Origin of the sequence: Rhodonellum psychrophilum GCM71 = DSM 17998, assembly GCF_000381545.1 — a bacterium.
In the GTDB taxonomy this organism is placed as follows: Bacteria; Bacteroidota; Bacteroidia; order Cytophagales; family Cyclobacteriaceae; genus Rhodonellum; species Rhodonellum psychrophilum.
In genome coordinates this window covers 87,558-109,876 of sequence record NZ_KB906678.1, presented here as the reverse complement: position 1 = coordinate 109,876, position 22,319 = coordinate 87,558, and the positions used below count along the sequence as shown (strand labels likewise).

Sequence of the window (22,319 nt, the reverse complement as noted above, 5' to 3'; positions counted from 1 at the left end):
TTAGTTATGATCAATCCATGGCACGATGTGCAAATAGGTGAAGAAGCTCCCGATGTTGTGATGGGAGTAATTGAAATTCCCAAAGGAAGCAAGGGGAAATATGAGCTTGACAAAAAAACCGGGATGTTGTTGTTGGACAGGGTTTTGTTTTCAGCCGTCCATTACCCGGCTAATTATGGATTTATTCCACAGACTTTTTGTGAGGATCATGATCCTTTGGATATTCTTATTATTTCCCAGATCGATATCCCTTCGATGACTTTGGTGAAAGCCAAGGTGATCGGTGTGATGAGAATGGTTGATGGTGGTGAGGCGGATGACAAGATCATCGCTGTGGCCGCAGATGATCAATCCGTGAATTATATCGAAGATATTGATGAATTGCCTCCGCATTTGATGAAGGAAGTACACAGGTTTTTTGAAGACTATAAAAAATTAGAAAACAAGGAAGTTAAAGTTGAGGATTTTCTTGGCAAAGAAGATGCTTTCAGAATTATTCGCGAAAGCATTGATTTGTACGACAAAACTTTCCGTACTGAAAAATAAAGAAAAAGACCCGGTTGAATTCATCCGGGTCTTTTTTTTACACAATCCTTTTTTTGATTTTGTCCCGAAACCTGTGCGTGGAGGAAGACTTTTTTATTTTGAAGCCGAAATATGCATTAGGCTTTCTTAGAATATTGAAACCGAAAGAAAATCAGACAATTGGGTGACCAATTCCTGAAACCGGTATGGTGTAGTCAATAAAAGTCAGCAACAGGCTAATTATCAGATAAATACAGTGTTGAATGATATTCGCAATAAATGAAACGGGTTGAATAGGTTTTTTTAGTCTTTTGTTTTCTCAAGGACTTTTTTCTTTGGAATTTTTTTATTGAGGTACTGAAATAGCTCAGGATAGGAACTGTGCTCATGATTGCTGACGGAAAAAGCGGTTTTGTCGTCAAAAATGATTGTCAGCTGTCTAAAATCCCTTTTGTTAGCCAGCATCCGCTCTTCCTCCCAAGCCAAGACCTGATTGAGATGATAGGATTTTGTTTGCCTCCGTAGCGGAAGTCGGGTGATTATTTTTCCCTGGCCAAAGGAAATGAATTTATATCCAGCCATCATTTTGACAAGTAGAATAAGCGCCAATAAAGTTAGCAGGGAGCTACTGAACAGATAAAAAATCAACCCATAGCTTCTTTCTGTTGCAAATTCATGTAATAAAAACACCAATCCGCTCAAAATAATGGCCAATACGATGCTAAGGGAGAAATAGGTGTTTTTTTTGGGTTTGCACTCGGTCATTTTTCCGCTCTTAATTCTTCCAGTCTTTTTTTGGAATACGCCACAAGGTCCTCAAAAAAATCACCAAAATGAAGCCTCAAATATTCATGATGATTGTCCAGGAAGAGGTGGGCAGTTTCCATTTTGGAATCAAATCGCGTTCTTTTTGACATTCCTGTCATGGCGCGCCTGATTCCGTCAAGCTCTCCATATCCCGCTAACCAATTGTAATGCTTCATGTATTCGAAGGCCTTTAAGAAGTTTTCGGGAAGAATTTCCCTATGGGCCTCAATCGTCGCATAAACCTCCTGGGCAAATTCCTCTAAGGGTTGATGGTGGTAGTTGTTCCAATATTTCCCCAGAAAATAATCAAAATACATGTCGGTGATCACTGAAGAATATCTCCCATATTCGGGCTTGAGTATGCTTTGCGCTTCTTTCACCACTGGATGATGGTCCGTGAAATAATCGATATCTCTATGGAGCCTGATTCCTATCACAATATCTTTTACATAAACGGTGTCTATCGGTCCTCTTACGAAGTCACCAATAAAATTCCCAATGAGTACCTTTGGGTCCCCGAAGGATAAATATGCATGTGCTAGAAAATTCACCTTTATAAAAATCTTAAAACAATTTACTAAACACCAATGATAATATATTAGTTTTGAATTAAAAATTAATTGATGCCCGACATTCAGGAAGAGTTAAAATATTCGTTGAAATTGATCAAGCAGGAGTGGGAGGAAGACCTACAACAATATAAGAAAAAGTTTTTGTACACCTCCTTGTCCGATAGGAAAAAGGAAGGGATTTGCTGGTATCCCGTCCAGGTCAAAAATGTCAAATCAGGTTATGGGGATAAGTTTTTGATTGAATTGGAAAGATATGACTTGACCCAATCACATGTTTTTCAATCCGGGAAATCTGTCTCTGTTTTTTCCAACAACGAGAGTTTTCAGGGTCAGGAACACAGGGTGAATGGAGTGGTCAATATGGTCAAGAAAGAGAGTATGATCATCACCCTTCTTGAGGATGATTTGCCTGAGTGGCTTACAGATGGAAAAATCGGCATAGATCTTTTGTTTGATGAGGGAAGCTATCGGGAAATGGAGGCTACGCTCAAGGCCCTGATAAAATCGGAAAAAGGTAGGCTGAGTGAATTGAAAGAAATATTGCTTGGATACAAAAGTCCTGATTTTGACAATAAAATTCACCAAAACCAGCCAAATTTAAACCCCGTCCAAAATGAGGCGCTTGCGCTGATCCATCGCGCCAAAGATGTTGCCATTATCCATGGGCCGCCGGGCACAGGTAAAACCACCACCTTGATCGCGGCGATCGCCCAAACACTTCAAAGCTATGCCCAGGTATTGGTCTGTGCACCCAGCAATGCCGCGGTGGATTTGTTGGTGGAAAAATTGATCGATAATGACATCACAACACTTAGAATTGGCCATCCTGCCAGGGTGGATGATAAAATCCTTTCCCAAACATTGGACGCAAAGGTTGCGCTGCACGAAAGTTATAAAGACCTCAGAAAACTCCGAAAATCTGCGGATGAATACAGGAAAATAGCGCGGAAACACAAACGCAATTTTGGTCCAGAGGAACGGATGCAGCGAAAACGACTCCTCGATGAAGTCACAAGATTGAGAAATGACGCCGAAAATCTGGAAAATTACATTCAATATGATATTTTTCAGAAAACGCAGGTCATTGCATCCACTTTGGTTGGCGCGAGCAACAAATCCTTGAAAGGGATCAATTTCCCGGTGGTATTCATAGATGAGGCTGGACAGGGGTTGGAAGCGGCCACCTGGATTCCGATTTTGAAGGCCGAAAAAGTAGTGATGGCAGGGGATCATTGCCAATTGCCTCCAACCATCAAGTCCTATGAGGCAGCAAAAAACGGTTTGAGTGAGACCCTTTTCGAGAAAGTGATCAAGAGGCAAGCCCAAGCTTCCGTGATGCTCAGGCTGCAATATCGAATGCCTGAAAAAATAATGGGCTTTTCCAGCAAGTATTTTTACAGAAACGAATTGGAAGCTGCGGAGAACACAAAAAGCCACTTTTTGTTGGAGGATGAACCCGTTTTGACCTTCATCGATACGGCGGGAAGTGGCTACAGCGAGCATCAAGAAAATGAGTCTTTGAGTACCATGAACCTTCAGGAGGCGAGGTTTACCTTACAATACCTCGAGTCTTTGATCAAAAGGATCGGTATCTCCAATTTGAAAATGAAAGAATGGAACATTGGGCTGATTTCTCCCTATCGGGCACAAGTCAGGAAATTCCAGGAATTGATTTTCGAAAGTTTCGAATTCCCAAACCTTAGGTCTTTTTCCGAGCTACTCACCATCAATTCAATAGATGGTTTTCAAGGCCAGGAAAGGGATATTATCGTGATCAGTTTGGTCCGATCCAATGAAACAGGCGAAATTGGGTTTTTATCGGATACCCGAAGAATGAATGTGGCCCTTACCCGTGCCAAAAGGAAATTGGTGGTGATCGGGGACAGCGCAACCCTCAGCAGCAATCCCTTTTACGCGTCTTTTTTGGATTATGTGGACAAAAACGGAAGCTACCACAGCGTTTACGAGTTTTGAAAAGAGGGAGATCAATTCTCCCTTATTTTTTTGCCAAGGGATTCAAAATAGCTGTAATTCAAATAGCTCAAAACATCTCCAAAGGCAATCGTAGCATCCAACATTTCTTTTGGAACATCCCTGCTTCTCAACCTCGCAAGAAGCAACCCATAAATGCCATTGACGCAAACCTGGATTTCGTGTTTAGGGGATTTCTCTCCCGCTTCAAGGATCATTCTGATCACATGTGGTTTTGCTTTGGTATAAATGTCAAAATACGTCTGGTCTGACTTCAAAAGTTCCCAATGGATTTTTGCCAGTGCTTCCACACTTTCTTGGGTGGCCTCCAAATGTCCTTCATTCAATTTTCCTTCGGCTTTCATTGAAGCGATCAGTCCTTCGAACCAATCATAAGTTTCGTTTTTTTGCTCCTCGGAAATCGGATAATGGGCAATTACATATTGTTTGATGTCGACCATTTCAAATGCATATGCCCGCAAAAGATCCTCCATCTGGTACATGTAAATGATGTATTCCCCTATATTTTTGGTTTTTTTGTTTTCGGCAACTTCTTTCATAAAGCTTTAATTTTGGGCAAAGATAGTGAAAACTAATTTTTTGACCTTTTACAGTCAAACATATCTCAAGAGGAGGAGTTTTGATTTTATGCAGGGCAAAATGGTTTAATAATCCGATTTTTACCTATTTTTGCCCACAGAATGGATATGCAAAAAATTAGGAATTTCTGTATCATTGCCCACATTGATCATGGCAAGAGTACACTGGCCGATCGCCTCCTTGAATTTACCAACACGGTAACAGGCAGGGAAATGCAGGCTCAATTGTTGGACAATATGGATCTTGAGCGTGAGCGTGGCATCACCATCAAGTCTCATGCGATCCAAATGAAATACATGTATAAGGATGAAGAGTACACCCTCAATCTGATCGATACCCCAGGTCATGTGGATTTTTCTTATGAAGTCTCTCGATCAATTGCTGCCTGTGAAGGTGCATTGTTGATCGTGGATGCTTCTCAGGGGGTCGAGGCCCAAACAATTTCCAATCTTTATTTGGCAATGGGCCATGACTTGGAAATCATCCCGGTTTTGAACAAAATTGACCTTCCTGGAGCAGACCCTGAGGCTGTCGCGGATGAAGTGATTGAATTGATCGGCTGTGATCGGGAAGATATTGTTTTGGCCTCCGGAAAGGAAGGAATTGGCATAGAAGATATCCTTCATGCGGTGATCCACCGGATTCCAGCGCCCAAAGGAGATCCAGAAGCGCCTCTTCAAGCCATGATTTTTGATTCTGTCTACAATCCCTTCAGGGGAGTGGAAGTTATTTTCAGGATATTCAATGGAACCATTCACAAAGGAGATAGAATCAAATTTGTCAATACGGGCCAGGAATATTTTGCCGATGAAATCGGAATCTTGGGGGTAAAACAAATCCCCCAAAAAACCTTGAGTGCCGGTGATGTAGGTTATCTGATTTCGGGAATCAAAGTTGCAAAAGAAGTGAAAGTGGGGGATACAATCACCCATATCAAACGTCCCTGCAGCGTCGCCATCAAAGGGTTTGAAAATGTCAAACCAATGGTTTTTGCGGGTATCTATCCTGTAGAGACAACCGAGTTTGAGGAATTGAGAGCTTCCATGGAGAAACTCCAGTTGAATGATGCCTCCTTGGTTTGGGAACCGGAGACTTCAGCTGCACTGGGATTTGGTTTTCGTTGTGGATTTTTGGGGATGCTCCACATGGAGATCGTCCAGGAAAGACTCGAAAGGGAATTCAACATGACCGTGATCACTACGGTGCCATCGGTTCAGTTCAGGGCTTTGATGCAGAATGATGTCTTCAAAATTGTCAATGCGCCGTCGGATATGCCTGACCCAACGCTTTTCAAGCACATTGAGGAGCCTTTTGTAAAAGCTTCCATCATTACGGCCGCTGAATATGTTGGTCCAGTGATTCAGCTTTGTATGGACAAAAGGGGTCAGATCAAAAACCAGGTGTATTTGACTTCCGAAAGGGTTGAATTGACTTTTGACATGCCTTTGGCTGAAATTGTTTTTGACTTCTTCGATAAGCTAAAAACCATCTCTAGGGGCTATGCTTCCTTGGATTATGAAATGAAAGGCTACCAACAATCTCATATGGTTCGGTTGGACGTCATGCTCAATGGGGAAGTGGTAGATGCTTTGTCTGCCATTGTGCATCGGGATAAAGCGTATGATTGGGGCAAAAGACTGTGTGAAAAATTGAAGGAGTTGGTGCCGAGACAAATGTTTGAAATCGCAATTCAAGCGGCTATAGGCTCCAAAATCATCGCCCGAGAAACGGTAAAAGCCCTTCGTAAAAACGTATTGGCGAAGTGTTACGGTGGTGATATTTCCAGAAAGCGAAAGTTGTTGGAAAAACAGAAGAAAGGTAAAAAGAGAATGAGACAGGTTGGCAACGTGGAAATTCCACAGGAGGCTTTCATGGCCGTGCTGAAACTTGATTGATTTTCATTTCTTAAAAAACATAAAATAACCATGCCCTTAATTATAGACGGTAAGAAAACATCCGAGGATATCAAGCAGGAAATCGCTGCTCGCGTCAAAGAAATCAAGATCGAAGGAGGTAAAATCCCACACTTGGCTGCGGTTTTGGTCGGAAATGATGGTGCAAGCCAAACCTATGTGGGGGCAAAAGTAAAATCCTGTGAGCAAGTCGGGTTTCAATCTACCTTGGTTAGACTGAATGAAGATGTCACTGAAGATGAATTGTTGAGGGTGGTGGACGAAATCAATGACAATCCCGACATTGACGGACTCATCGTCCAGTTGCCATTGCCCAATCATATTTCCATCCAAAAAGTAACCAATAAGATCAGACCTGAAAAGGATGTGGACGGTTTTACACCTGCCAATGTCGGAAGAATGGCCTTGGGATGGCCTACTTATGTTTCAGCGACGCCCTACGGCATTGTGGAATTATTGAAGAGGTACGAAATAGAAACTTCGGGTAAACATTGTGTGGTGATAGGGAGAAGCCATATCGTGGGTTCCCCGATGAGCATATTGATGGCCCGGAATGAATATCCGGGAAACTGTACCGTGACACTCACCCACAGTCGGACCAAAAATCTGGCTGAAATTGCGAAGACTGCCGATATTTTGATTGTGGCTTTGGGAAAACCTGGATTCGTAACCGCTGACATGGTCAAAGAAGGCGCTGTCGTGATTGATGTTGGGATTCATAGGATTGCCGACGCAACAAAAAAATCAGGCTTTAGATTGGTCGGGGACGTTAAATTTGAGGAAGTCTCCCAAAAAGCTTCCGCCATCACGCCCGTTCCGGGTGGAGTAGGTCCCATGACGATTGCATCCCTGCTTTACAATACCTTGTTGGCGGCCGAAAAGAAGGTGTATTAAGTCCAATTTTTGGGCTGAGGATATTGCGGGATCGATTCTTCCTTTGTGAAGTTTAAGGTTCAACAATGTACTGACCCTAATAGTCAGCAGTTTCCGTACCGACTTGGCTGCGTCCGGATTATTTGCTTAAAAAATCCTCATTTCTACTTGCAGGGAATGGCAAACCTTTCTACTTTTGCTGACCCTAATTGCGCACGTGGTGAAATTGGTAGACACGCCACTTTGAGGGGGTGGTGCCCGTTTGGGTATGGAAGTTCGACTCTTCTCGTGCGCACAAAAAGCCCCGAATTTCGGGGCTTTTTTTATTTGCGGTTGTTTGAATGCTGGGATTTTTGTTTACTTTTTCAATCGATTCAATTCTCACATCAAATGACACAAATCACCAAAATCTCTGTCTTGGCAGGAATGTTTTTTTTCTTACTGGCCCAAGCTTCATTCAGTCAAAATGCTCAATTTCCAATTGTAAAAGGACATGGTGGAATTTATGAAATTCCAGATGCAACCGAAAATCCGGATCCAAATGCGGTCTACAAGATAATTGTTGACCTGACATTTTCGGCAGAGGATCCTACCAAGGTGAATCGAATGGTTGACAACATCGCCAGAATGATCAACCTACATGGATTGGCGGGGACTCCCAAGGAAAACATCAAGGTAAAAGTGGTCGTCCATGGAGGCGCGATCTTTACTGTCTTGAAAGATGAAGCCTATGAGAAGCTCTATGGAGTCAAAAACCCCAATTTGGATGTGTTTAAGGCTTTGCAGGAAAGTGGGGTGGAAGTTTACATATGTGGTCAATCTTTGGTAGCAAGAGCATTACGCACTTCTGACGTTTGGGAAGGGACCCAAATTGCTTTGTCTGCTTTGACTACGCTTACTACCTATATCCCTCAGGGATATGTTTATTTTAAGTTTTAAAAAAAAATAAATCTAAAGGGAGATTTCGTCCGGTAAATGTTTGAAATGTTTTCTGTGGATGGGTGTCAATCCCAATGTCCTGATTCCATCCCTGTGTCTCTTTGTTGGATAACCAGCATTGGATTCCCAACCATAACCAGGATAGGTTTTGGCGTATTCGGCCATTAAATGATCGCGATAGACTTTTGCCAAAATAGAAGCAGCGGCGATGGAAGCAAAATTCTCATCTCCTTTGATCACACAACTGTAAGAATAAGGAAGGTGGGTATTGAAACGGTTGCCATCGATAAGCAGGTGTTCCGGCTGGATGATAAGGCCCTCTATCGCCCTGTTCATGGCCAAAAAAGAGGCGTGGAGGATGTTGATTGTGTCAATCTCCTCCACGCTTGCTTCCGCGACTGCCCAAGCAATTGCATTTGATTTTATCTCCAAAATCAGGCTTTCGCGATTGGTTTTTGTTAATTTTTTGGAATCGTTGATCAACGCATTCGCATACTGCGCAGGAAGAATGACGGCCGCTGCCACCACCGGCCCACAGAGACAACCTCGCCCAACTTCATCGCAGCCTGCCTCCAACCGATTAGATTCTAAATAAGGTCGTAGCATTTGTCGTTGGTGCATCTTCCTCTTCTCCCTTCTCTTTGTAATACTTATGGATCATCTCTGCTACCAGTCCCGTCCAGCCTGTTTGGTGCGAAGCACCCAATCCACGTCCATCCTCACCATGGAAATACTCATAAAAGAGAATGTAATCCTTGAAATGTGGATCCTCCTGCATCTTTTTACAGTTGCCATAGACAGGACGATACCCATGTTCATTTTTCATGAAGATTTTCATGTTTCTTAGGGAAAGTTCTTTTGCGATCAGATCCATGGTCAGGTAGTTTCCTGATCCTGTGGGATATTCGATGGAAAATTCACCCCCGTAGTAGAAGTCAAACTTTTTCAAGGACTCAATGATCAGGAAATTAATCGGGAACCAAATGGGGCCCCTCCAATTTGAATTTCCTCCGAACATGAGTGAATCCGATTCTCCTGGAGTATACCTCACGGTCAAAACATCACCATTCATCCGCATGCTGTAGGGATGTTTTTCATGTGCTTTTGACAATGACCTGATGCCGAATTCACTGAGGAATTCTTGGGGATTCAGCATTTTTTGCAAAATACTTTTCATTCTATGTCCCCTTAGCAATGAAAACAGTCTTCGCTTTTCATTCCCGGGTTGAATCCAGCTGGAAACCAAGGCTGCCAATTTTGGCTTTTCCCGCATGAAGAAATCCATTCTTCGCCTAAACTCAGGCAGTCCTTCAAACATTTCTTCACGAATAGGCTCAACAGCAAACAATGGGATGATTCCCACGATTGACTTCACTTTCATCACCTTCGGCTCTTTTCCTGGGAGATGCAATACATCGTAGAAGAAATTGTCTTCGTCATCCCAAAGACTGATGTTTTCTCCAGAAATGTTGCTCATCGCTCCTGCGATGTATAGAAAATGTTCCAGGAATTTGGTCGCTGTGAATTGATAAACTTTGTTGAAAGCGCAGAGGTCAAGGGATATCCGCAGCATGTTGAGGGAAAACATGGCCATCCATGAGGTCGCATCTGCCTGCTCCAGTTTTCCGCTGTATTTGTGGGCATGACTCCTGTCAAATACCGAGATATTGTCCAAGCCTAAGAAACCGCCTTCGAATATATTCTTTCCGTCATTGTCTTTCTGGTTGATCCACCAAGTGAAATTGAGCATGAGCTTATGGAATGCCCTTTCAAGGAATTCCTGGTCCCCTTTGCCGCCATTCATCTTTTTGTCAATTTGATAAACGCGTTGGACAGCATAGGCATGAACAGGTGGGTTGACATCGCTAAAATTCCACTCATAAGCAGGAATCTGCCCGTTGGGATGCATGTACCATTCATTGAGCAGGAGGACCAATTGGTTTTTGGCAAAATCGGGGTCTATTCTGGCTATGGGGATACAATGGAAGGCCAAATCCCAAGCGGCATACCATGGATATTCCCATTTGTCGGGCATGGAAATGATGTCATAATTCTGTAAATGTCGCCACTTATTATTTCTCCCTTTTTTTCTTGCGACAGGTGGAACGTATCTTCCTGTATCACCTTCCAGCCAGCGCTCCACATTATAATAGTAGAATTGTTTGCTCCACATCATTCCTGCGTAGGCTTGCCGCTGGATATTGAGATGGTCTGCGTCCTTTACTCTTTTTTGGATTTCCAGATAAAATTCATCGGCTTCATTGTGCCGATTTTCCATGATTTCCTCAGCAGTGACCGTTTCGTCGGTCATGCTTTGATGGGTCATTCTAAATTTCACTACCTCTTTTCCTCCGGCAGGAATGGTTAATTTATAGATGGCAGCGGCCTTGGTTCCGAAATCATCCGGATTAAGGTGGTTGTCATTTCCATCAATCAGGTAATCATTGATGGCATCCTTTAGGAATTTTTTTTCGTTTTTGATCCCGTAAAGTTTTTCTCGATTGGTTTCGTTGTCACAAAACTTTAATTCTGGAGTACCTTCAAAATTGAAAAAATAATTTCCTGATTTGGGAGAAAAGGCTGTTATGTTGTTTTCATCTGTTTTGTGAAGTTTGGGCATAAAAGGCTCATGGCCCGTGAACCAAGTTTTTCTGAACCACATAGTGGGCATTACCCAGATTTCGGCATCCTCACTCCCCCTATTGTGAATGGTGGCGATGCCTACCAAATCCTCTATATCTTGCTTGGCATACTCTAGGAAAATATCGAAATAAGCGTCGTCATCAAAAATACCTGTATCGATCAGTTCATATTCCTTGTCCGCCTTGGTCCTTCTTCTGTTTTCATCTATCAAGTCACTGTAAGGAAATTCGCGCTGAGGATACTTGTAAAGCATCTTCATGTAGCTGTGGGTGGGTGTGGAGTCAAGATAGTAATAGATTTCCTTCACATCTTCCCCGTGGTTTCCCTGATTTCCGGTAAGTCCAAAGAGCCTTTCCTTGATCAAGGGATCTTTTCCGTTCCAAAATGCCCACGCAATGCAAAGCTTTTGCTTGTAATCACAGACGCCACCAATTCCTTCTTCCCCCCAACGGTAAGCCTTGCTCCGCGCTTCTTCATGGGTCACGTTTTCCCAAGCCGAGCCATCAAGACTGTAATCTTCGCGTACCGTTCCCCATTGTCTTTCCGTAAGATAAGGTCCCCATTTTTTCCAATGCTTCTTCCTATCGCGGTCCTCTTCCAGCCTTATTTTTTCTATATTCATTGATGTAATTCACAAATAAACAATCACGAATTTATCGAATTTTGGATTAAGGATGATGCGAATGCACTTTTGGGGGGCGATTTTTTTTAAAATTAATATTCCGCAACCGATTGAAATCTCTCAAATGGGCATTTATGAAAAAAAATAAAAGAGGGAATTATTACCTAGATTTGGATTATCAAAACTTTTTTTGGGCAAAATAAAAAATCAGGAATGGTTGATTACCCGAACATAGCCTTATTTATGGGGTTCGGACCTAGGGTGGTTTCGCCAGAAGTAGATGTCTTATTGGACAAAACTCCTTTAAATATTGACTTAAATTGGGAAACCCAAGATGCGTGGTTTTCGGCTTCCGAAAGGTCTGATCGAAGATGCTTGTCAAACGCGCCAAAATCGAAGGATTTTGCAATGGTCCCAACTCCCGCCAGAGAGGCATCCAGCGCATTGCAAGTTTGTTCAAAATGCTTTTTGACAGGAACCATCATCACAGGTTTTCCGAGGTACATCGCTTCACAGATGGATTCAAATCCAGCAGTGCTGACAAAACCCCTGCATTTTGCCATTTTTGTTAAAAACAATCGGTCATTTACCTGGTGGAAGACCACGTTTGGAAGTGGACAGTATCGTTCCGGCATTCCCATTTTGTCCCAAAAAGCTTCAATTTTTAGCTCGGGATTGTTTTTGGCATAGTGGAGCACTTCTTCGCTGTATCCAGAATTCACCATGTAAGTGAGTATATAATCTCCTTTTTCCGGTTGTAAATCAAAAATTGATTTTCTTAACAATGGGGGCAGAACATGTAAATTACTTCTTTTGCTTTTTGGGAGATTTCGAAAAGAAAGTGCGAAAAATTCGTCTGCCCCCAAGGCGGTGATGTGGGTGTTCAGCTGGAAAAGTATTTTTGGGAGGATATTCCCACTGGGGAAAGGGAAATCAGGATGTAAGCTGAGGTATTGATGGCCAATGACCCATAATCTACAGGAGGGTCTGTATCTTGCATTGTAAAGACCACCAAGCAAATCATAAAAATTCAGGAGAATGTCGGGTTGATGCTTGGAAACCAATTCGTGGATTTTCCGCAAGCTCCTTTGGAATGTTGGTAAATTCCGAAGGTTTTTCCGAATTGTTTTTCCCAACAATACTCCCTTGTGATTTTTGTCAGTGACGAAATTTGGACTTTCTACCAGAAGAAGTGGGCAAGTCAATTTCTCCTTCACAAAATCCGGGATTTCCCTTCTCTGGCTGGTCCCAATGCAGACTGCCGCAACTTCATGTCCCATTTCATCAAGCATTTCAAAAAGTGAGATGGCCTGGGTCATGTGTCCCCTTCCTTCTCCCTGGACAATAAACACGAATTTCATGTCAGAACTGAAAGGGGTGGATAATCTCTGAGTTCAGTAATCCTTGGAACGCTACCGTTTTCAATTCCCTGTGGATCTCCAATGGAGCGATCTCATTTTCAGGTTTTTGCTTGAAATCAATCTCGTTGTAATAGATCAATTGCCAATTCCCGTCGTGGTCTTCGGCCAATGCGCTCATTGTCTCCACCCAATCGCCGGAATTTAAATAGTGAATTCCGTCGATCATTCTGTTTTCGGGATGGTGAATATGCCCACAAATTATTCCGTCGCATCCTTTGGCTTTGGCCATTTTGGAAAGTTCTTCCTCATATTGGTCAATGTAGGAAACAGCTGATTTTACCTTGCCTTTTACATACTGGCTGAGGGAAAAATAGGGGAGACCTCTTTTTCTTCTCTGAAAATTGACCATCCTGTTGATCCAAAGTAAAAAAGTGTAGCCAATATCACCCAAATATGCAATCCAACGAAGATTGGTTGTGATGCTGTCAAAAATATCTCCGTGGGTAATGAAATATTTTTTTCCGTGGCTTTCATAAACCATGTCTGTTTGGATAGACAGATTTCCGATCTTTAGGGGTAAAATCTGATCCAAGAAATCATCATGATTGCCCCGAAGGTAAAAAACCTTGGTATTGTCCTGCTCCATCATTTTGAGCATTCTATTGAAAAACCGGGTGTGTTTTCTTTTCCAGGAGCCGGATTTTTTGAGTTGCCATCCATCGATGATATCCCCGTTCAGGATCAGATTTTCACATCGGTAAGTCTTGAGAAACCTGCTTACCTCCTTTGCTTTTGATCCCTTGGTGCCCAAGTGGACATCTGAGATCACGATGGTTTTGAAATGAGTTTTCAAATGCTATCTGTTTTGCTTGCAAGCTACAACAGCAGTTTGAACTGGTCATGACGTGATTGTTATGAAAACAATATCCTTTTAGAATTTGAGTTGGGCATTGTCAAGAGAAAGTTAAGGGAAAGCAAATAAAAAAAAGAATCATGAATGTAGGGGAGAGTCAACGGCCTTATTCCGGGAATTGCACCGCTTACCAGTTGATTGGGGAATCCCTATTTTATCCGTTGAATATCAACTTGAAAGTTGTCCCCTCACCGAGTGTTGACCGGACTTGGATGTTTCCTTTGTGTCTCCTCATGATCTGCTTGGAAAGACTGAGTCCGATGCCGGAGCCGGTCTTTTTGGTGGTGAAAAAAGGGATGAAGATTTTCGACAATGCTTCTTCTTCTATGCCTTTCCCGGAGTCTTTGACTTCCAAGATGATTTTGCCTGCCTCGTCGATGAAGGCTTCCAAGGTAATGATCCGGAAAGGGGAATCCTCAACGGCATGGATGGCATTCTGGATCAGATTAATCAGGACTTGTTCGATTAAATTTTGGTCCCCAAAAAGAATGAGGTCTTCTGGGTTGATATGTTTTTTTAGAAGGATTTGATTTCTTTCAAACTGGTTTTGAAGTAGGGTCTCCATTTGATCAAATAGATTTTGGATTGAAATCGCTCGGAATTTTGGAGTAGGGATATGGGCGAGGCTTCTAAAATCGCTCACAAAATTGATCATCCCCTCACTCCGCTTTTCTATCGTGCTGATTGCCATAAGGTAATCCTCCAGGTCTTGGGGTGGCACGGGAATGTTGTCCTCGATTTTGGACTCCAATTCACCTTTGATCGTCGCGGCAAGTGATGATATGGGGGCAATGGAATTCATGATTTCATGGGTGAGCACCTTGACCAGGTTTTGCCAAGCCTCCATTTCTTTTTCCTCCAATTCACTTTGGATATTTTGAAGCGAGACCAATTTGAATTTCACGTCCCTCATGACCAACTCAATCACGTACACCGAAAGCTGCATGATTCCGTCCGGATGGGCGATTTTGATCAGTTCGCTTCCTCCAGTACGCAGACTATGAATGGCTTGGTAGAGCTCTTTGTTGATTTTGTCGACTTCATTGATGTTGATCAACTGACCGATGTCCAACATCCTTTTTGCGGCGGTGTTGATGATTTGGACTTTTCCTTCTTCGTCGAAGGTGATCAAACCAATGCTCAAGTGTTGGAAAACTGAGCGGAAGTACTGGTAGTTCGCCTCTTTCTCCGCCTGATCTTCCTGGAGCTTGGCCAGGATGGCATTGAATTCGATGTGGAGATCATCAGTTTCTGTCCCATCAAATTTGACCGGATAAAGCGTGGTATAATTGTCTTGTTTGATATTGTTGAGAAACTGACGCACTTTTTTAAAGGAGCTTTCGGCATAGCCCAATAAAAAAATGATCTGCGCCGACACCAGAATGACAAAAAGGGAAATCGCAAAGACTCCCGTACCGCTGAAAATGGTGTAGGCGAGTAGAAATAGAGAAATGGCGAGAAGGATAATCCTTCCCAACAAACCAACTTTATAATCCATATTTTTCTAATCTTCTATACAAAGATGCTCGGGTTAGCCCGAGTTCTTTGGCTGCTTTAGAAATATTTCCCCCATTTTTATCAATGGCTTTTTGGATGACATTCTTCTCGACCTCATCCAAATTGAAGCTTGCAGGGGCGGAGACTTTTTCATTTGTTGGTTTGGCTGACAAAAAGAAAAAATCACGACTGTCCAGCTCATCGCTTTCTGCCATGATGATGGCCCTTTCTATCGCATGTTGCAGTTCCCGTATGTTTCCCGGCCAATTGTACCGCTGGAGGAGTTGCATTGCCGCAGGTTTGAAGCCACGGAATTCCTTCCTGTACTTTTGTGAATAGATTTTCAGGAAATGTTCTGCCAAAACAGGGATGTCATCCTGCCTTTCCCTTAAGGGTGGAAGAAAAATTTCCACGGTATTGATCCGATAGAGTAAATCCTGTCGGAAGCCATTTTCCATTACCATCTCATGCACATGCATGTTGGTGGCACAGATGAGTCGAATGTCCACGGGAATGGCCTTGTTGGTACCAATGCGGGTAACCTCCCTTTTCTGAAGAACGGTGAGAAGTTTGGATTGAAGAGGCATGCTGAGGTTGCCAATTTCATCCAAAAAAAGCGTTCCCTGATCAGCAATCTCAAACCTTCCTGCCCGGTCTTCTTTTGCGTCTGTGAATGCACCTCTTTTGTGACCAAACAATTCGCTCTCAAATAGCGATTCCGTGATCGAACCCATGTCTACTCCCACAAATATTTCATCCTTACGAAGGGATCTGTCATGGATTGCTCTGGCAATCAATTCTTTTCCAGTTCCGTTTTCTCCCAAAATCAAAATATTCGCATCCGTCTTGGCTACTTTGTCGATGATGGAAAAAATGTTTTTCATGGAGGCACTGTGGCCGATAATGTCTGTATAAGGTTTCTTTAGATCCGATTGAAGCTGTTTCTGCTTTTTGGAGAGTTTGTCCACTGTGTCATAACTCTCTTTAAGCCGAGAAGCGGAAGTCAATGTGGCCAAGAGTTTCTCATTTTGCCAAGGTTTAAGGATAAAGTCAGATGCTCCTTCTTTCAATGCCCGAACGGCCATTTCCACATCTCCAAATGCTGTGATCAAGATGACGACAGCTTTAGGATCTATTTCTTTGATTTGTTTTAACCAATGGAAACCCTCTTTGCCGGAGGTGGTGTCTTCCGTAAAGTTCATGTCCAAAAGGATCACATCATAACTGTTGTTGTTGACCAAAAAGGGGATTCTCCGTGGATCTTTTTCGATGCTTACTTCCTTTGCATGTTTTTTCAACAGCATTTTAGCGGCAAACAATAAGTCTTCATTGTCATCAATGATCAGGATTTTTCCGAGTGTTTGGTTTTCCATAATATTCTTTTTTTAAATACCAGTCAAAATGGTGCCATTTCCATAAATGCCTAAATACCCATTGGTTAGACAAATTTATTGATTTTTTTGTTCATAATCGAACACAATTATCGCAAAATCGCACACTTTTCCAAACTACTTCTGCAATGGTTTTTATCCCTTTCAAAAATTATTAACTTTGTGTCATTACAAAATCTAAAAAAATATTATGTCAGTAGCAAGCAAAGGAAATTCAGTAAAAGTTCACTACACAGGAAAGTTAACCGACGGAACGGTTTTCGACTCATCCGAGAATAGGGAGCCGCTTCAATTTACCCTTGGTGATGGAAATATGATCAAAGGATTTGATGCAGCTGTTTACGGCATGGCAATCGGTGACGACAAGAGCATCACGATTCCTTCTGTAGAGGCCTATGGTGAAAAGAGAGAAGATATGATGGTGGAGATACCTTTGACAGAGGTTCCTGAGCATATCAAGCCAGAAGTTGGAATGGAGTTAAGTCTTCAGGGCCAAAACGGTCAACCGATGCCTGTAAAGGTGGTGAACGTGGATGCCGAAAAAATAACATTGGATGCAAACCATCCTTTGGCAGGTCAGGACTTGATATTTGACATCAAACTGGTTGAAATTATATAATCAATCTCAATGATATTCAAAAAATACCCGGGAAACTGTTTTTCAGCTTTTCCGGGTATTTTTCATTTGTTGCGAAGTGGCGTATCTTCTTTTTTGTAGATGGATATTTGGCCTGGGTCGAATAGCAGCACCGAATTTGGGTTGACCAAAATATTTTTAGAGTTTGAGTTTGCCGGAAGAGGAATTTTTTCTTGTATCCCCGACTGGAAATTCATGAGGATTATTTCTCCTTTTGAAATAAATACCAGATTGTTTTTCCAAAAAGATAATTTTAGATCCAACACAATCGGAAGGGACCGAATAAAATTTGCTTGATTATCAAAAATATATACTCCTTCGTTTTTGATATTCAAGAAAACCATGTTTTGGTATTCTTTGATTTCGATGATTTCAAGGTCCGAATTTTTCAGAACAAGGTTTAAAGGTTGCTGTTGGATGACCAGGTTGCGTCGGTAATCCAATTGTTTCAGAGAAAAATCGGACTCGTCAAAGACCCAAATGATATTGTTATTGCCCAATGTGGCAGCCTTGGCTAAAAAAATATTATCCTGTTGGATTTTGTTTTCGGTGATGGGATTGAGAAAGCGATCTAGAATTCGATATTCCTGAAGATCAGTAGAAAAAGTAAAGATGTTAACTGTCCAAGAAGCCTCTAATTGAGACAATCGGCCTTGCCTGCTTGGAGAGAAAATATTTTGGAAGTTCCCATCTCTGTCGAATTGGGAAATATTCCCCTCTAGATTGGCAACGAAGATAAACCCTTGGTTATCCATAGAAACCTGATGGATTCTTTCCAACGGGATATTGGCATGTTGATTCCATGTTGATGTCTGTGCAAATCCTCCAAATGTGAGGAGCATGGAAGTCAAAACCAGGAACATCCTTGTCATCATTGAAAGGTTTTGATTTTAAATTCCTTGCCGTCAAATTCACCATAGGTAAAGTGATTTACCCATTCTCCCAAATTGAAATATCGCGATGATTTGCCAACGGGAAGATCCAGTGGGAGATGGCGGTGGCCAAATATATAATAATCAAAATGGCGGTGTTCTTGAATGGTTTTGCAATACTGCCATAGCCATTCATCTTCACCTTTGAATTCGTTTTCGTTTTTCAGGTCATTGGTGATGCGGCTGCTGCCTGACCATTTTTGGGCAAACTTTATCCCAAGATCTGGATGTACCCATTTGAAAAGCCATTGGCATGCACTGTTGGTGAAGATTTTTTTCAGGATTTTATACCTGTTGTCCCCAGGTCCTAATCCATCACCATGTCCAATCAAAAACTTTTTGTTTTCGATCTGAAGTTCTATTGGGTTTTGATGTACGGGTATCCCAAGTTCATCGGTAAAATAATTTTTCATCCACAGGTCATGGTTTCCCGTGAAAAAACAAATTGGGATATTTTTATCCCTTAGTTGCGCGATTTTACCTAGAAACCGAATAAATCCTTTTGGAACGACTTTTTCATATTCAAACCAAAAATCAAATATGTCCCCAACCAAAAAGATGGCAGCGGCTTCGTCTTCGATTGAATTCAGCCATTGAATGATTTTATCTTCGCGAATCTTGCTGCTTTTTTCATCAGGTGCCCCCAAATGGAAATCCGAGGCGAAAAAAACTTTCTTTTGATGAAGTTGAATGTTCATGTTTTGGGAATGATTTTTCAAAGATAAAAAAATACAGGTAACAGAAATGAAAAAGCCTCCCGATTGTGGGAGGCTTTTATGCTTTTACTGATAATATCAATCTTTGTTTTCACTGATGTTTTGAACTTCCGCTTCAGCAGGATCTTCAGGTTTTTCGTCTTTAGCGACTTCTTTTTCTGAAACCTCAACTTTAACAGGTACTTTCTTGGTATAGGCCTCATAAGTGGTCTCCTTGGCAAAGGGTCTCTTTCCAATCAACCTTTCCAAATCAGATTGGAATATGATTTCTTTCTCGAGAAGTTCTTGGGCCAAAGTTTCTACCTCAGCCTTTTTGCTGTTCAATAAAGCTTTCGTCCTTTCATATGCCTGAGAGATAAGTTTTCGGACTTCCTCATCGATGGTTTCAGCAGTGGTTTCGGAATAGGGCTTTGTCATCTTGTAGTCGTTTCCTTTGCTTTCGTAGAAAGAAACGTTTCCGATCTTGTCATTCATACCATAAACAGTGACCATGGAATAGGCAACTTTGGTTACTCTTTCCAAATCACTCAAGGCTCCGGTGGAGATCTTGCCAAAGATAATCTCTTCTGCAGCTCTTCCTCCCAATGTCATACAGATTTCATCCAAAAGTTGTTCGGTTTGATAAAGGAACTGTTCTTTTGGAAGATACTGCGCATAGCCCAAGGCTGCGATTCCCCTAGGAACAATACTTACTTTCACCAATGGATCCGCATGCTCAAGGAACCAACCCGCCACTGCATGACCTGCCTCATGGTAAGCCACAATTCTCTTTTCTTCAGGAGAAATGATTTTGGTTTTCTTTTCCAATCCACCAATGACACGGTCAACGGCATCTTGGAAATCCTGCATGTCCACCGCAGATTTGTTTCTCCTTGCGGCGATCAACGCGGCTTCGTTGCACACGTTGGCAATTTCTGCTCCCGCAAAACCCGGGGTTTGGGCCGCCAGTTTCTTCGGGTCAATGTCATCTGCCACTTTTATGGGTGCCAAATGCACCTTGAAGATGGCTTCCCTTCCCACGATATCCGGTTTGTCAATGCTGATTTGTCTGTCAAATCGTCCAGCTCTCAACAAAGCGCTGTCCAATACGTCAGGTCTGTTGGTCGCAGCCAAGACGATAACACCTGAATCTGTGCCAAAACCATCCATTTCCACCAAAAGGGAATTCAATGTGTTTTCACGCTCATCGTTTGAACCAGGCATTTGACCTTTGCCCCGAGACCTACCAATGGCATCAATTTCATCGATAAATATAATACAAGGGGCTTTTTCCTTGGCTTGTTTGAACAGATCCCTTACACGTGCAGCACCAACTCCGACAAACATCTCTACGAAATCAGAACCTGACAAAGTAAAGAATGGAACGCCAGCTTCGCCTGCAACAGCTTTCGCCAAAAGAGTTTTACCTGTCCCTGGAGGTCCTACCAACAATGCACCCTTAGGAATTTTACCTCCCAATTTGGTGAATTTTGCAGGGGTCTTCAGAAATTCAACGATTTCTTGAACTTCTTCCTTGGCCTCATCCAATCCAGCCACGTTATCAAAAGTAATTTTGATTTTGGTATCTGCATCAAATAATTGCGCTTTGGATTTACCCACATTGAATATTTGGCCACCTGGTCCGCTTGGTCCGGACATTCTTCGCATCATGATCCAAAACAGTAGGAACAAAAGTATGAGGAAGCCGAAGCTTGAGAACCAATTGGTCCAGCTTTCTTGGGTTTTTGCGGTATATCCAATCCTGGAATCAATCGGCATATCCGCCTCCAAGGCATCGAAATATTCAATGAACTTATCTACGGATGCGATTCTGACCTGATAATGCGGGCCTGTTGGATTGAAAAACGGGCTATTGGCTTCCAGTTCATCTTTGTATTTGTTGTTCTGTAGAGACTCTGGTCTAAGTGTGACTTCTACGGAGTTTTGATTGTAGATGACCACCACTTTTGACACATCGTTCGCCAGATACATGTCCTCAAACTTTTTTAGCGTGACGTCAATCACAGCACTCCGCTGATTGAACCACGTGACGCCTATCAAGACGATGACCGCGGTGATGATCAACCAGAGCTGAAAATTCGGCTTTTGAGGTGTTTTTGGTAAGAAACTTTTATTTTTAGTCTTCTCGCTCATTGCTTGCTTGTTATTCTTTTAACTTGTAGTAAAACGAATTTGGAAAGTGAAAGTTCAAATCGATTTTCAATCAATATGCTTCACTTCGGCATCGCCCCACAATTCTTCGAGTCCATAGAACTGTCTTTTGTCCTTCAGGAAAATATGAACTACAACATTCACATAGTCCATTAGGATCCATTCTTTGTTATTCTTCCCTTCACTTCTCCAAGGCTTTTCCTTATTGGTTTTTTGAACCTCTGCTTCTACGGATTCGGAAATGGCTTCAATCTGGGTGTCAGAATTTCCTGAACAAATCACAAAAAAATCAGTGAATGAATTTTTCAAGCCTCTCAGGTCCATTACGACAATGTCGGAAGCTTTTCTTTCTTCCATTCCTTTTACAATTACTTTACTCAGCGCTTCTGCTGTCATATATTTTTTTATTTAACGTATATTTCGGATTCCGCTTTACAGAATTTAAATATCCAAATTGAAAGACAAATTAACTAATTACAATGTATAAATTCCTTGCCAATACGATTTTTTTGGGGAAAGATATTATTTCTCTGACAGAGTGTCATTCGACCAATGACCTTGCCATGGAAAGAGTCAAGGCAAAGGTGGCTGCCGAAGGAAGTATCATCATTTCTGAAAAACAAACCAAAGGTAGGGGACAAAGAGGGAACCAATGGCAAAGCGAGGCGGGTAAAAATTTGACTTTTTCCATAATACTGAGGCCTGATTTCCTCGATCCCACTGAACAGTTTGACATGAATATAGCCGTATCCCTTGCGATTTGGGAAGTTTTGAATGATTATGCCAATGGTTTGAAGGTCAAATGGCCCAATGATCTTTATCATGAATCCGAAGGGAAAATCGGTGGTATCCTGATCGAAAACAGTATTGGAAGCAGAGGAATTGATTTTTCTGTGATTGGCATTGGTTTGAACATCAATCAAAAAGATTTCGCGATTTCAGGTGCCAGTTCCCTGTACAACCTGTCAGGTTTGGAATTTGACAGGTGGGAGGTTTTTAAACTGCTCATTCAGGCTTTGGAAAAAAAATACATGATGCTCAAAAAAGGGGGAAGGGAATTCCTCCGTGCTTCTTATATCCAAAACCTGTATCAATTTGGGGAATTGAAAAGCTATGAGGATGGTGAGAAATTCCTGGGTAGAATTACCGGAATCACTCAGGAAGGAAAGCTAATCATCGAAAAAGAAAACGGAACCAAGAACCATTATGGCTTTAAAGAAGTTACCTTTTTGTGAAAATCAGGTTTTCTTTTTGTG

At 42.1% G+C, this 22,319-nt stretch carries 20 protein-coding genes and 1 tRNA gene; 8 read left to right on the top strand and 13 right to left on the bottom strand.

All coding sequences use genetic code 11. The features are described from left to right. The first annotated feature begins 6 nt into the window (after window positions 1-6). On the top strand, window positions 7-546 hold the full coding sequence (locus F824_RS0111110; RefSeq protein ID WP_019597965.1) for an inorganic diphosphatase: 540 nt from the start codon (window positions 7-9) through the stop codon (window positions 544-546). A 282-nt stretch (window positions 547-828) separates the two neighbouring features. On the opposite strand, the gene F824_RS0111100 is transcribed toward F824_RS0111110, so the two are convergent. Further along, window positions 829-1,290 carry a hypothetical protein gene (locus tag F824_RS0111100; protein ID WP_019597963.1) on the bottom strand — a complete coding sequence of 154 codons (462 nt, stop codon included), beginning with the start codon at window positions 1,288-1,290 and terminating at the stop codon, window positions 829-831. Beyond that, window positions 1,287-1,883, bottom strand: coding sequence for an acyl carrier protein phosphodiesterase (locus tag F824_RS0111095; protein ID WP_019597962.1), 597 nt, complete (start codon window positions 1,881-1,883; stop codon window positions 1,287-1,289). Before F824_RS0111095 ends, F824_RS0111100 begins: the two co-directional genes overlap by 4 nt. A gap of 72 nt (window positions 1,884-1,955) precedes the next feature. Here F824_RS0111095 and F824_RS0111090 point away from each other — a divergent pair, with 72 nt between their 5' ends. Then, window positions 1,956-3,878 (top strand): AAA domain-containing protein, encoded by a 1,923-nt coding sequence (locus F824_RS0111090; RefSeq protein WP_019597961.1) that lies wholly within the window; start codon window positions 1,956-1,958, stop codon window positions 3,876-3,878. An 11-nt stretch (window positions 3,879-3,889) separates the two neighbouring features. Here F824_RS0111090 and F824_RS0111085 read toward each other — a convergent pair whose 3' ends face one another. Further along, on the bottom strand, window positions 3,890-4,435 hold the full coding sequence (locus tag F824_RS0111085) for a DUF4924 family protein (RefSeq protein WP_019597960.1): 546 nt from the start codon (window positions 4,433-4,435) through the stop codon (window positions 3,890-3,892). 141 nt (window positions 4,436-4,576) lie between these two features. Here F824_RS0111085 and lepA point away from each other — a divergent pair, with 141 nt between their 5' ends. From lepA to F824_RS0111065, 4 genes are all read left to right on the top strand, one after another. After that, window positions 4,577-6,370 carry a translation elongation factor 4 gene (lepA, locus tag F824_RS0111080; RefSeq protein ID WP_019597959.1) on the top strand — a complete coding sequence of 598 codons (1,794 nt, stop codon included), beginning with the start codon at window positions 4,577-4,579 and terminating at the stop codon, window positions 6,368-6,370. Window positions 6,371-6,400: 30 nt separating this feature from the next. Further along, the gene (locus tag F824_RS0111075; protein ID WP_019597958.1) at window positions 6,401-7,282 is read left to right on the top strand and encodes a bifunctional 5,10-methylenetetrahydrofolate dehydrogenase/5,10-methenyltetrahydrofolate cyclohydrolase; all 882 of its coding nucleotides are present in this window, start codon (window positions 6,401-6,403) and stop codon (window positions 7,280-7,282) included. A 190-nt stretch (window positions 7,283-7,472) separates the two neighbouring features. Next, window positions 7,473-7,556 (top strand) — tRNA-Leu (locus F824_RS0111070). A 95-nt stretch (window positions 7,557-7,651) separates the two neighbouring features. Beyond that, window positions 7,652-8,200 (top strand): DsrE family protein, encoded by a 549-nt coding sequence (locus F824_RS0111065; RefSeq protein WP_026333646.1) that lies wholly within the window; start codon window positions 7,652-7,654, stop codon window positions 8,198-8,200. Between the two features lie 12 nt (window positions 8,201-8,212). Here F824_RS0111065 and F824_RS0111060 read toward each other — a convergent pair whose 3' ends face one another. The 6 genes from F824_RS0111060 to F824_RS0111030 form a co-directional block, all read right to left on the bottom strand. Then, window positions 8,213-8,806 carry a ribonuclease HII gene (locus F824_RS0111060; protein ID WP_026333645.1) on the bottom strand — a complete coding sequence of 198 codons (594 nt, stop codon included), beginning with the start codon at window positions 8,804-8,806 and terminating at the stop codon, window positions 8,213-8,215. Further along, the gene (locus tag F824_RS0111055) at window positions 8,781-11,465 is read right to left on the bottom strand and encodes an MGH1-like glycoside hydrolase domain-containing protein (RefSeq protein WP_019597956.1); all 2,685 of its coding nucleotides are present in this window, start codon (window positions 11,463-11,465) and stop codon (window positions 8,781-8,783) included. Before F824_RS0111055 ends, F824_RS0111060 begins: the two co-directional genes overlap by 26 nt. Window positions 11,466-11,686: 221 nt before the next feature. Beyond that, window positions 11,687-12,826, bottom strand: coding sequence for a glycosyltransferase family protein (locus F824_RS25765; RefSeq protein ID WP_019597954.1), 1,140 nt, complete (start codon window positions 12,824-12,826; stop codon window positions 11,687-11,689). Window position 12,827: 1 nt separating this feature from the next. Continuing rightward, a complete protein-coding gene (locus F824_RS0111040; protein ID WP_019597953.1) occupies window positions 12,828-13,679 on the bottom strand; it encodes a UDP-2,3-diacylglucosamine diphosphatase in 852 nt (283 codons plus the stop codon). 214 nt (window positions 13,680-13,893) lie between these two features. Next, window positions 13,894-15,237 carry a sensor histidine kinase gene (locus tag F824_RS0111035; RefSeq protein WP_019597952.1) on the bottom strand — a complete coding sequence of 448 codons (1,344 nt, stop codon included), beginning with the start codon at window positions 15,235-15,237 and terminating at the stop codon, window positions 13,894-13,896. Continuing rightward, the gene (locus F824_RS0111030; protein ID WP_019597951.1) at window positions 15,227-16,609 is read right to left on the bottom strand and encodes a sigma-54-dependent transcriptional regulator; all 1,383 of its coding nucleotides are present in this window, start codon (window positions 16,607-16,609) and stop codon (window positions 15,227-15,229) included. The genes F824_RS0111035 and F824_RS0111030 overlap by 11 nt, the downstream gene beginning before the upstream one ends. Before the next feature lie 208 nt (window positions 16,610-16,817). On the opposite strand from F824_RS0111030, the gene F824_RS0111025 reads away from it, so the two are divergent. After that, on the top strand, window positions 16,818-17,246 hold the full coding sequence (locus F824_RS0111025; RefSeq protein WP_019597950.1) for an FKBP-type peptidyl-prolyl cis-trans isomerase: 429 nt from the start codon (window positions 16,818-16,820) through the stop codon (window positions 17,244-17,246). 62 nt (window positions 17,247-17,308) lie between these two features. Here F824_RS0111025 and F824_RS0111020 read toward each other — a convergent pair whose 3' ends face one another. The 4 genes from F824_RS0111020 to rsfS form a co-directional block, all read right to left on the bottom strand. After that, entirely contained in the window at window positions 17,309-18,139 is an 831-nt protein-coding gene (locus F824_RS0111020) for a hypothetical protein (protein WP_019597949.1), read from the bottom strand. Then, on the bottom strand, window positions 18,136-18,894 hold the full coding sequence (locus F824_RS0111015) for a UDP-2,3-diacylglucosamine diphosphatase (protein WP_019597948.1): 759 nt from the start codon (window positions 18,892-18,894) through the stop codon (window positions 18,136-18,138). The genes F824_RS0111020 and F824_RS0111015 overlap by 4 nt, the downstream gene beginning before the upstream one ends. A gap of 96 nt (window positions 18,895-18,990) precedes the next feature. After that, on the bottom strand, window positions 18,991-21,045 hold the full coding sequence (ftsH, locus tag F824_RS0111010; RefSeq protein ID WP_019597947.1) for an ATP-dependent zinc metalloprotease FtsH: 2,055 nt from the start codon (window positions 21,043-21,045) through the stop codon (window positions 18,991-18,993). 66 nt (window positions 21,046-21,111) lie between these two features. Continuing rightward, window positions 21,112-21,459, bottom strand: coding sequence for a ribosome silencing factor (gene rsfS, locus F824_RS0111005; RefSeq protein WP_022582133.1), 348 nt, complete (start codon window positions 21,457-21,459; stop codon window positions 21,112-21,114). A gap of 83 nt (window positions 21,460-21,542) precedes the next feature. Here rsfS and F824_RS0111000 point away from each other — a divergent pair, with 83 nt between their 5' ends. After that, a complete protein-coding gene (locus F824_RS0111000) occupies window positions 21,543-22,298 on the top strand; it encodes a biotin--[acetyl-CoA-carboxylase] ligase (protein ID WP_019597945.1) in 756 nt (251 codons plus the stop codon). Window positions 22,299-22,319: the final 21 nt, after the last annotated feature.

Bases quoted from the DNA above. Each gene is read 5' to 3' on its own strand.
- F824_RS0111020 (WP_019597949.1), bottom strand. From the start codon at position 18,139: ATGATGACAAGGATGTTCCTGGTTTTGACTTCCATGCTCCTCACATTT.
- F824_RS0111085 (WP_019597960.1), bottom strand. From the start codon at position 4,435: ATGAAAGAAGTTGCCGAAAACAAAAAAACCAAAAATATAGGGGAATAC.
- rsfS (WP_022582133.1), bottom strand. From the start codon at position 21,459: ATGACAGCAGAAGCGCTGAGTAAAGTAATTGTAAAAGGAATGGAAGAA.
- lepA (WP_019597959.1), top strand. From the start codon at position 4,577: ATGGATATGCAAAAAATTAGGAATTTCTGTATCATTGCCCACATTGAT.
- ftsH (WP_019597947.1), bottom strand. From the start codon at position 21,045: ATGAGCGAGAAGACTAAAAATAAAAGTTTCTTACCAAAAACACCTCAA.
- F824_RS0111090 (WP_019597961.1), top strand. From the start codon at position 1,956: ATGCCCGACATTCAGGAAGAGTTAAAATATTCGTTGAAATTGATCAAG.
- F824_RS0111030 (WP_019597951.1), bottom strand. From the start codon at position 16,609: ATGGAAAACCAAACACTCGGAAAAATCCTGATCATTGATGACAATGAA.
- F824_RS0111025 (WP_019597950.1), top strand. From the start codon at position 16,818: ATGTCAGTAGCAAGCAAAGGAAATTCAGTAAAAGTTCACTACACAGGA.
- F824_RS0111065 (WP_026333646.1), top strand. From the start codon at position 7,652: ATGACACAAATCACCAAAATCTCTGTCTTGGCAGGAATGTTTTTTTTC.
- F824_RS0111060 (WP_026333645.1), bottom strand. From the start codon at position 8,806: ATGCTACGACCTTATTTAGAATCTAATCGGTTGGAGGCAGGCTGCGAT.
- F824_RS0111015 (WP_019597948.1), bottom strand. From the start codon at position 18,894: ATGAACATTCAACTTCATCAAAAGAAAGTTTTTTTCGCCTCGGATTTC.
- F824_RS0111075 (WP_019597958.1), top strand. From the start codon at position 6,401: ATGCCCTTAATTATAGACGGTAAGAAAACATCCGAGGATATCAAGCAG.
- F824_RS0111035 (WP_019597952.1), bottom strand. From the start codon at position 15,237: ATGGATTATAAAGTTGGTTTGTTGGGAAGGATTATCCTTCTCGCCATT.
- F824_RS0111100 (WP_019597963.1), bottom strand. From the start codon at position 1,290: ATGACCGAGTGCAAACCCAAAAAAAACACCTATTTCTCCCTTAGCATC.
- F824_RS0111110 (WP_019597965.1), top strand. From the start codon at position 7: ATGATCAATCCATGGCACGATGTGCAAATAGGTGAAGAAGCTCCCGAT.
- F824_RS0111000 (WP_019597945.1), top strand. From the start codon at position 21,543: ATGTATAAATTCCTTGCCAATACGATTTTTTTGGGGAAAGATATTATT.
- F824_RS25765 (WP_019597954.1), bottom strand. From the start codon at position 12,826: ATGAAATTCGTGTTTATTGTCCAGGGAGAAGGAAGGGGACACATGACC.
- F824_RS0111055 (WP_019597956.1), bottom strand. From the start codon at position 11,465: ATGAATATAGAAAAAATAAGGCTGGAAGAGGACCGCGATAGGAAGAAG.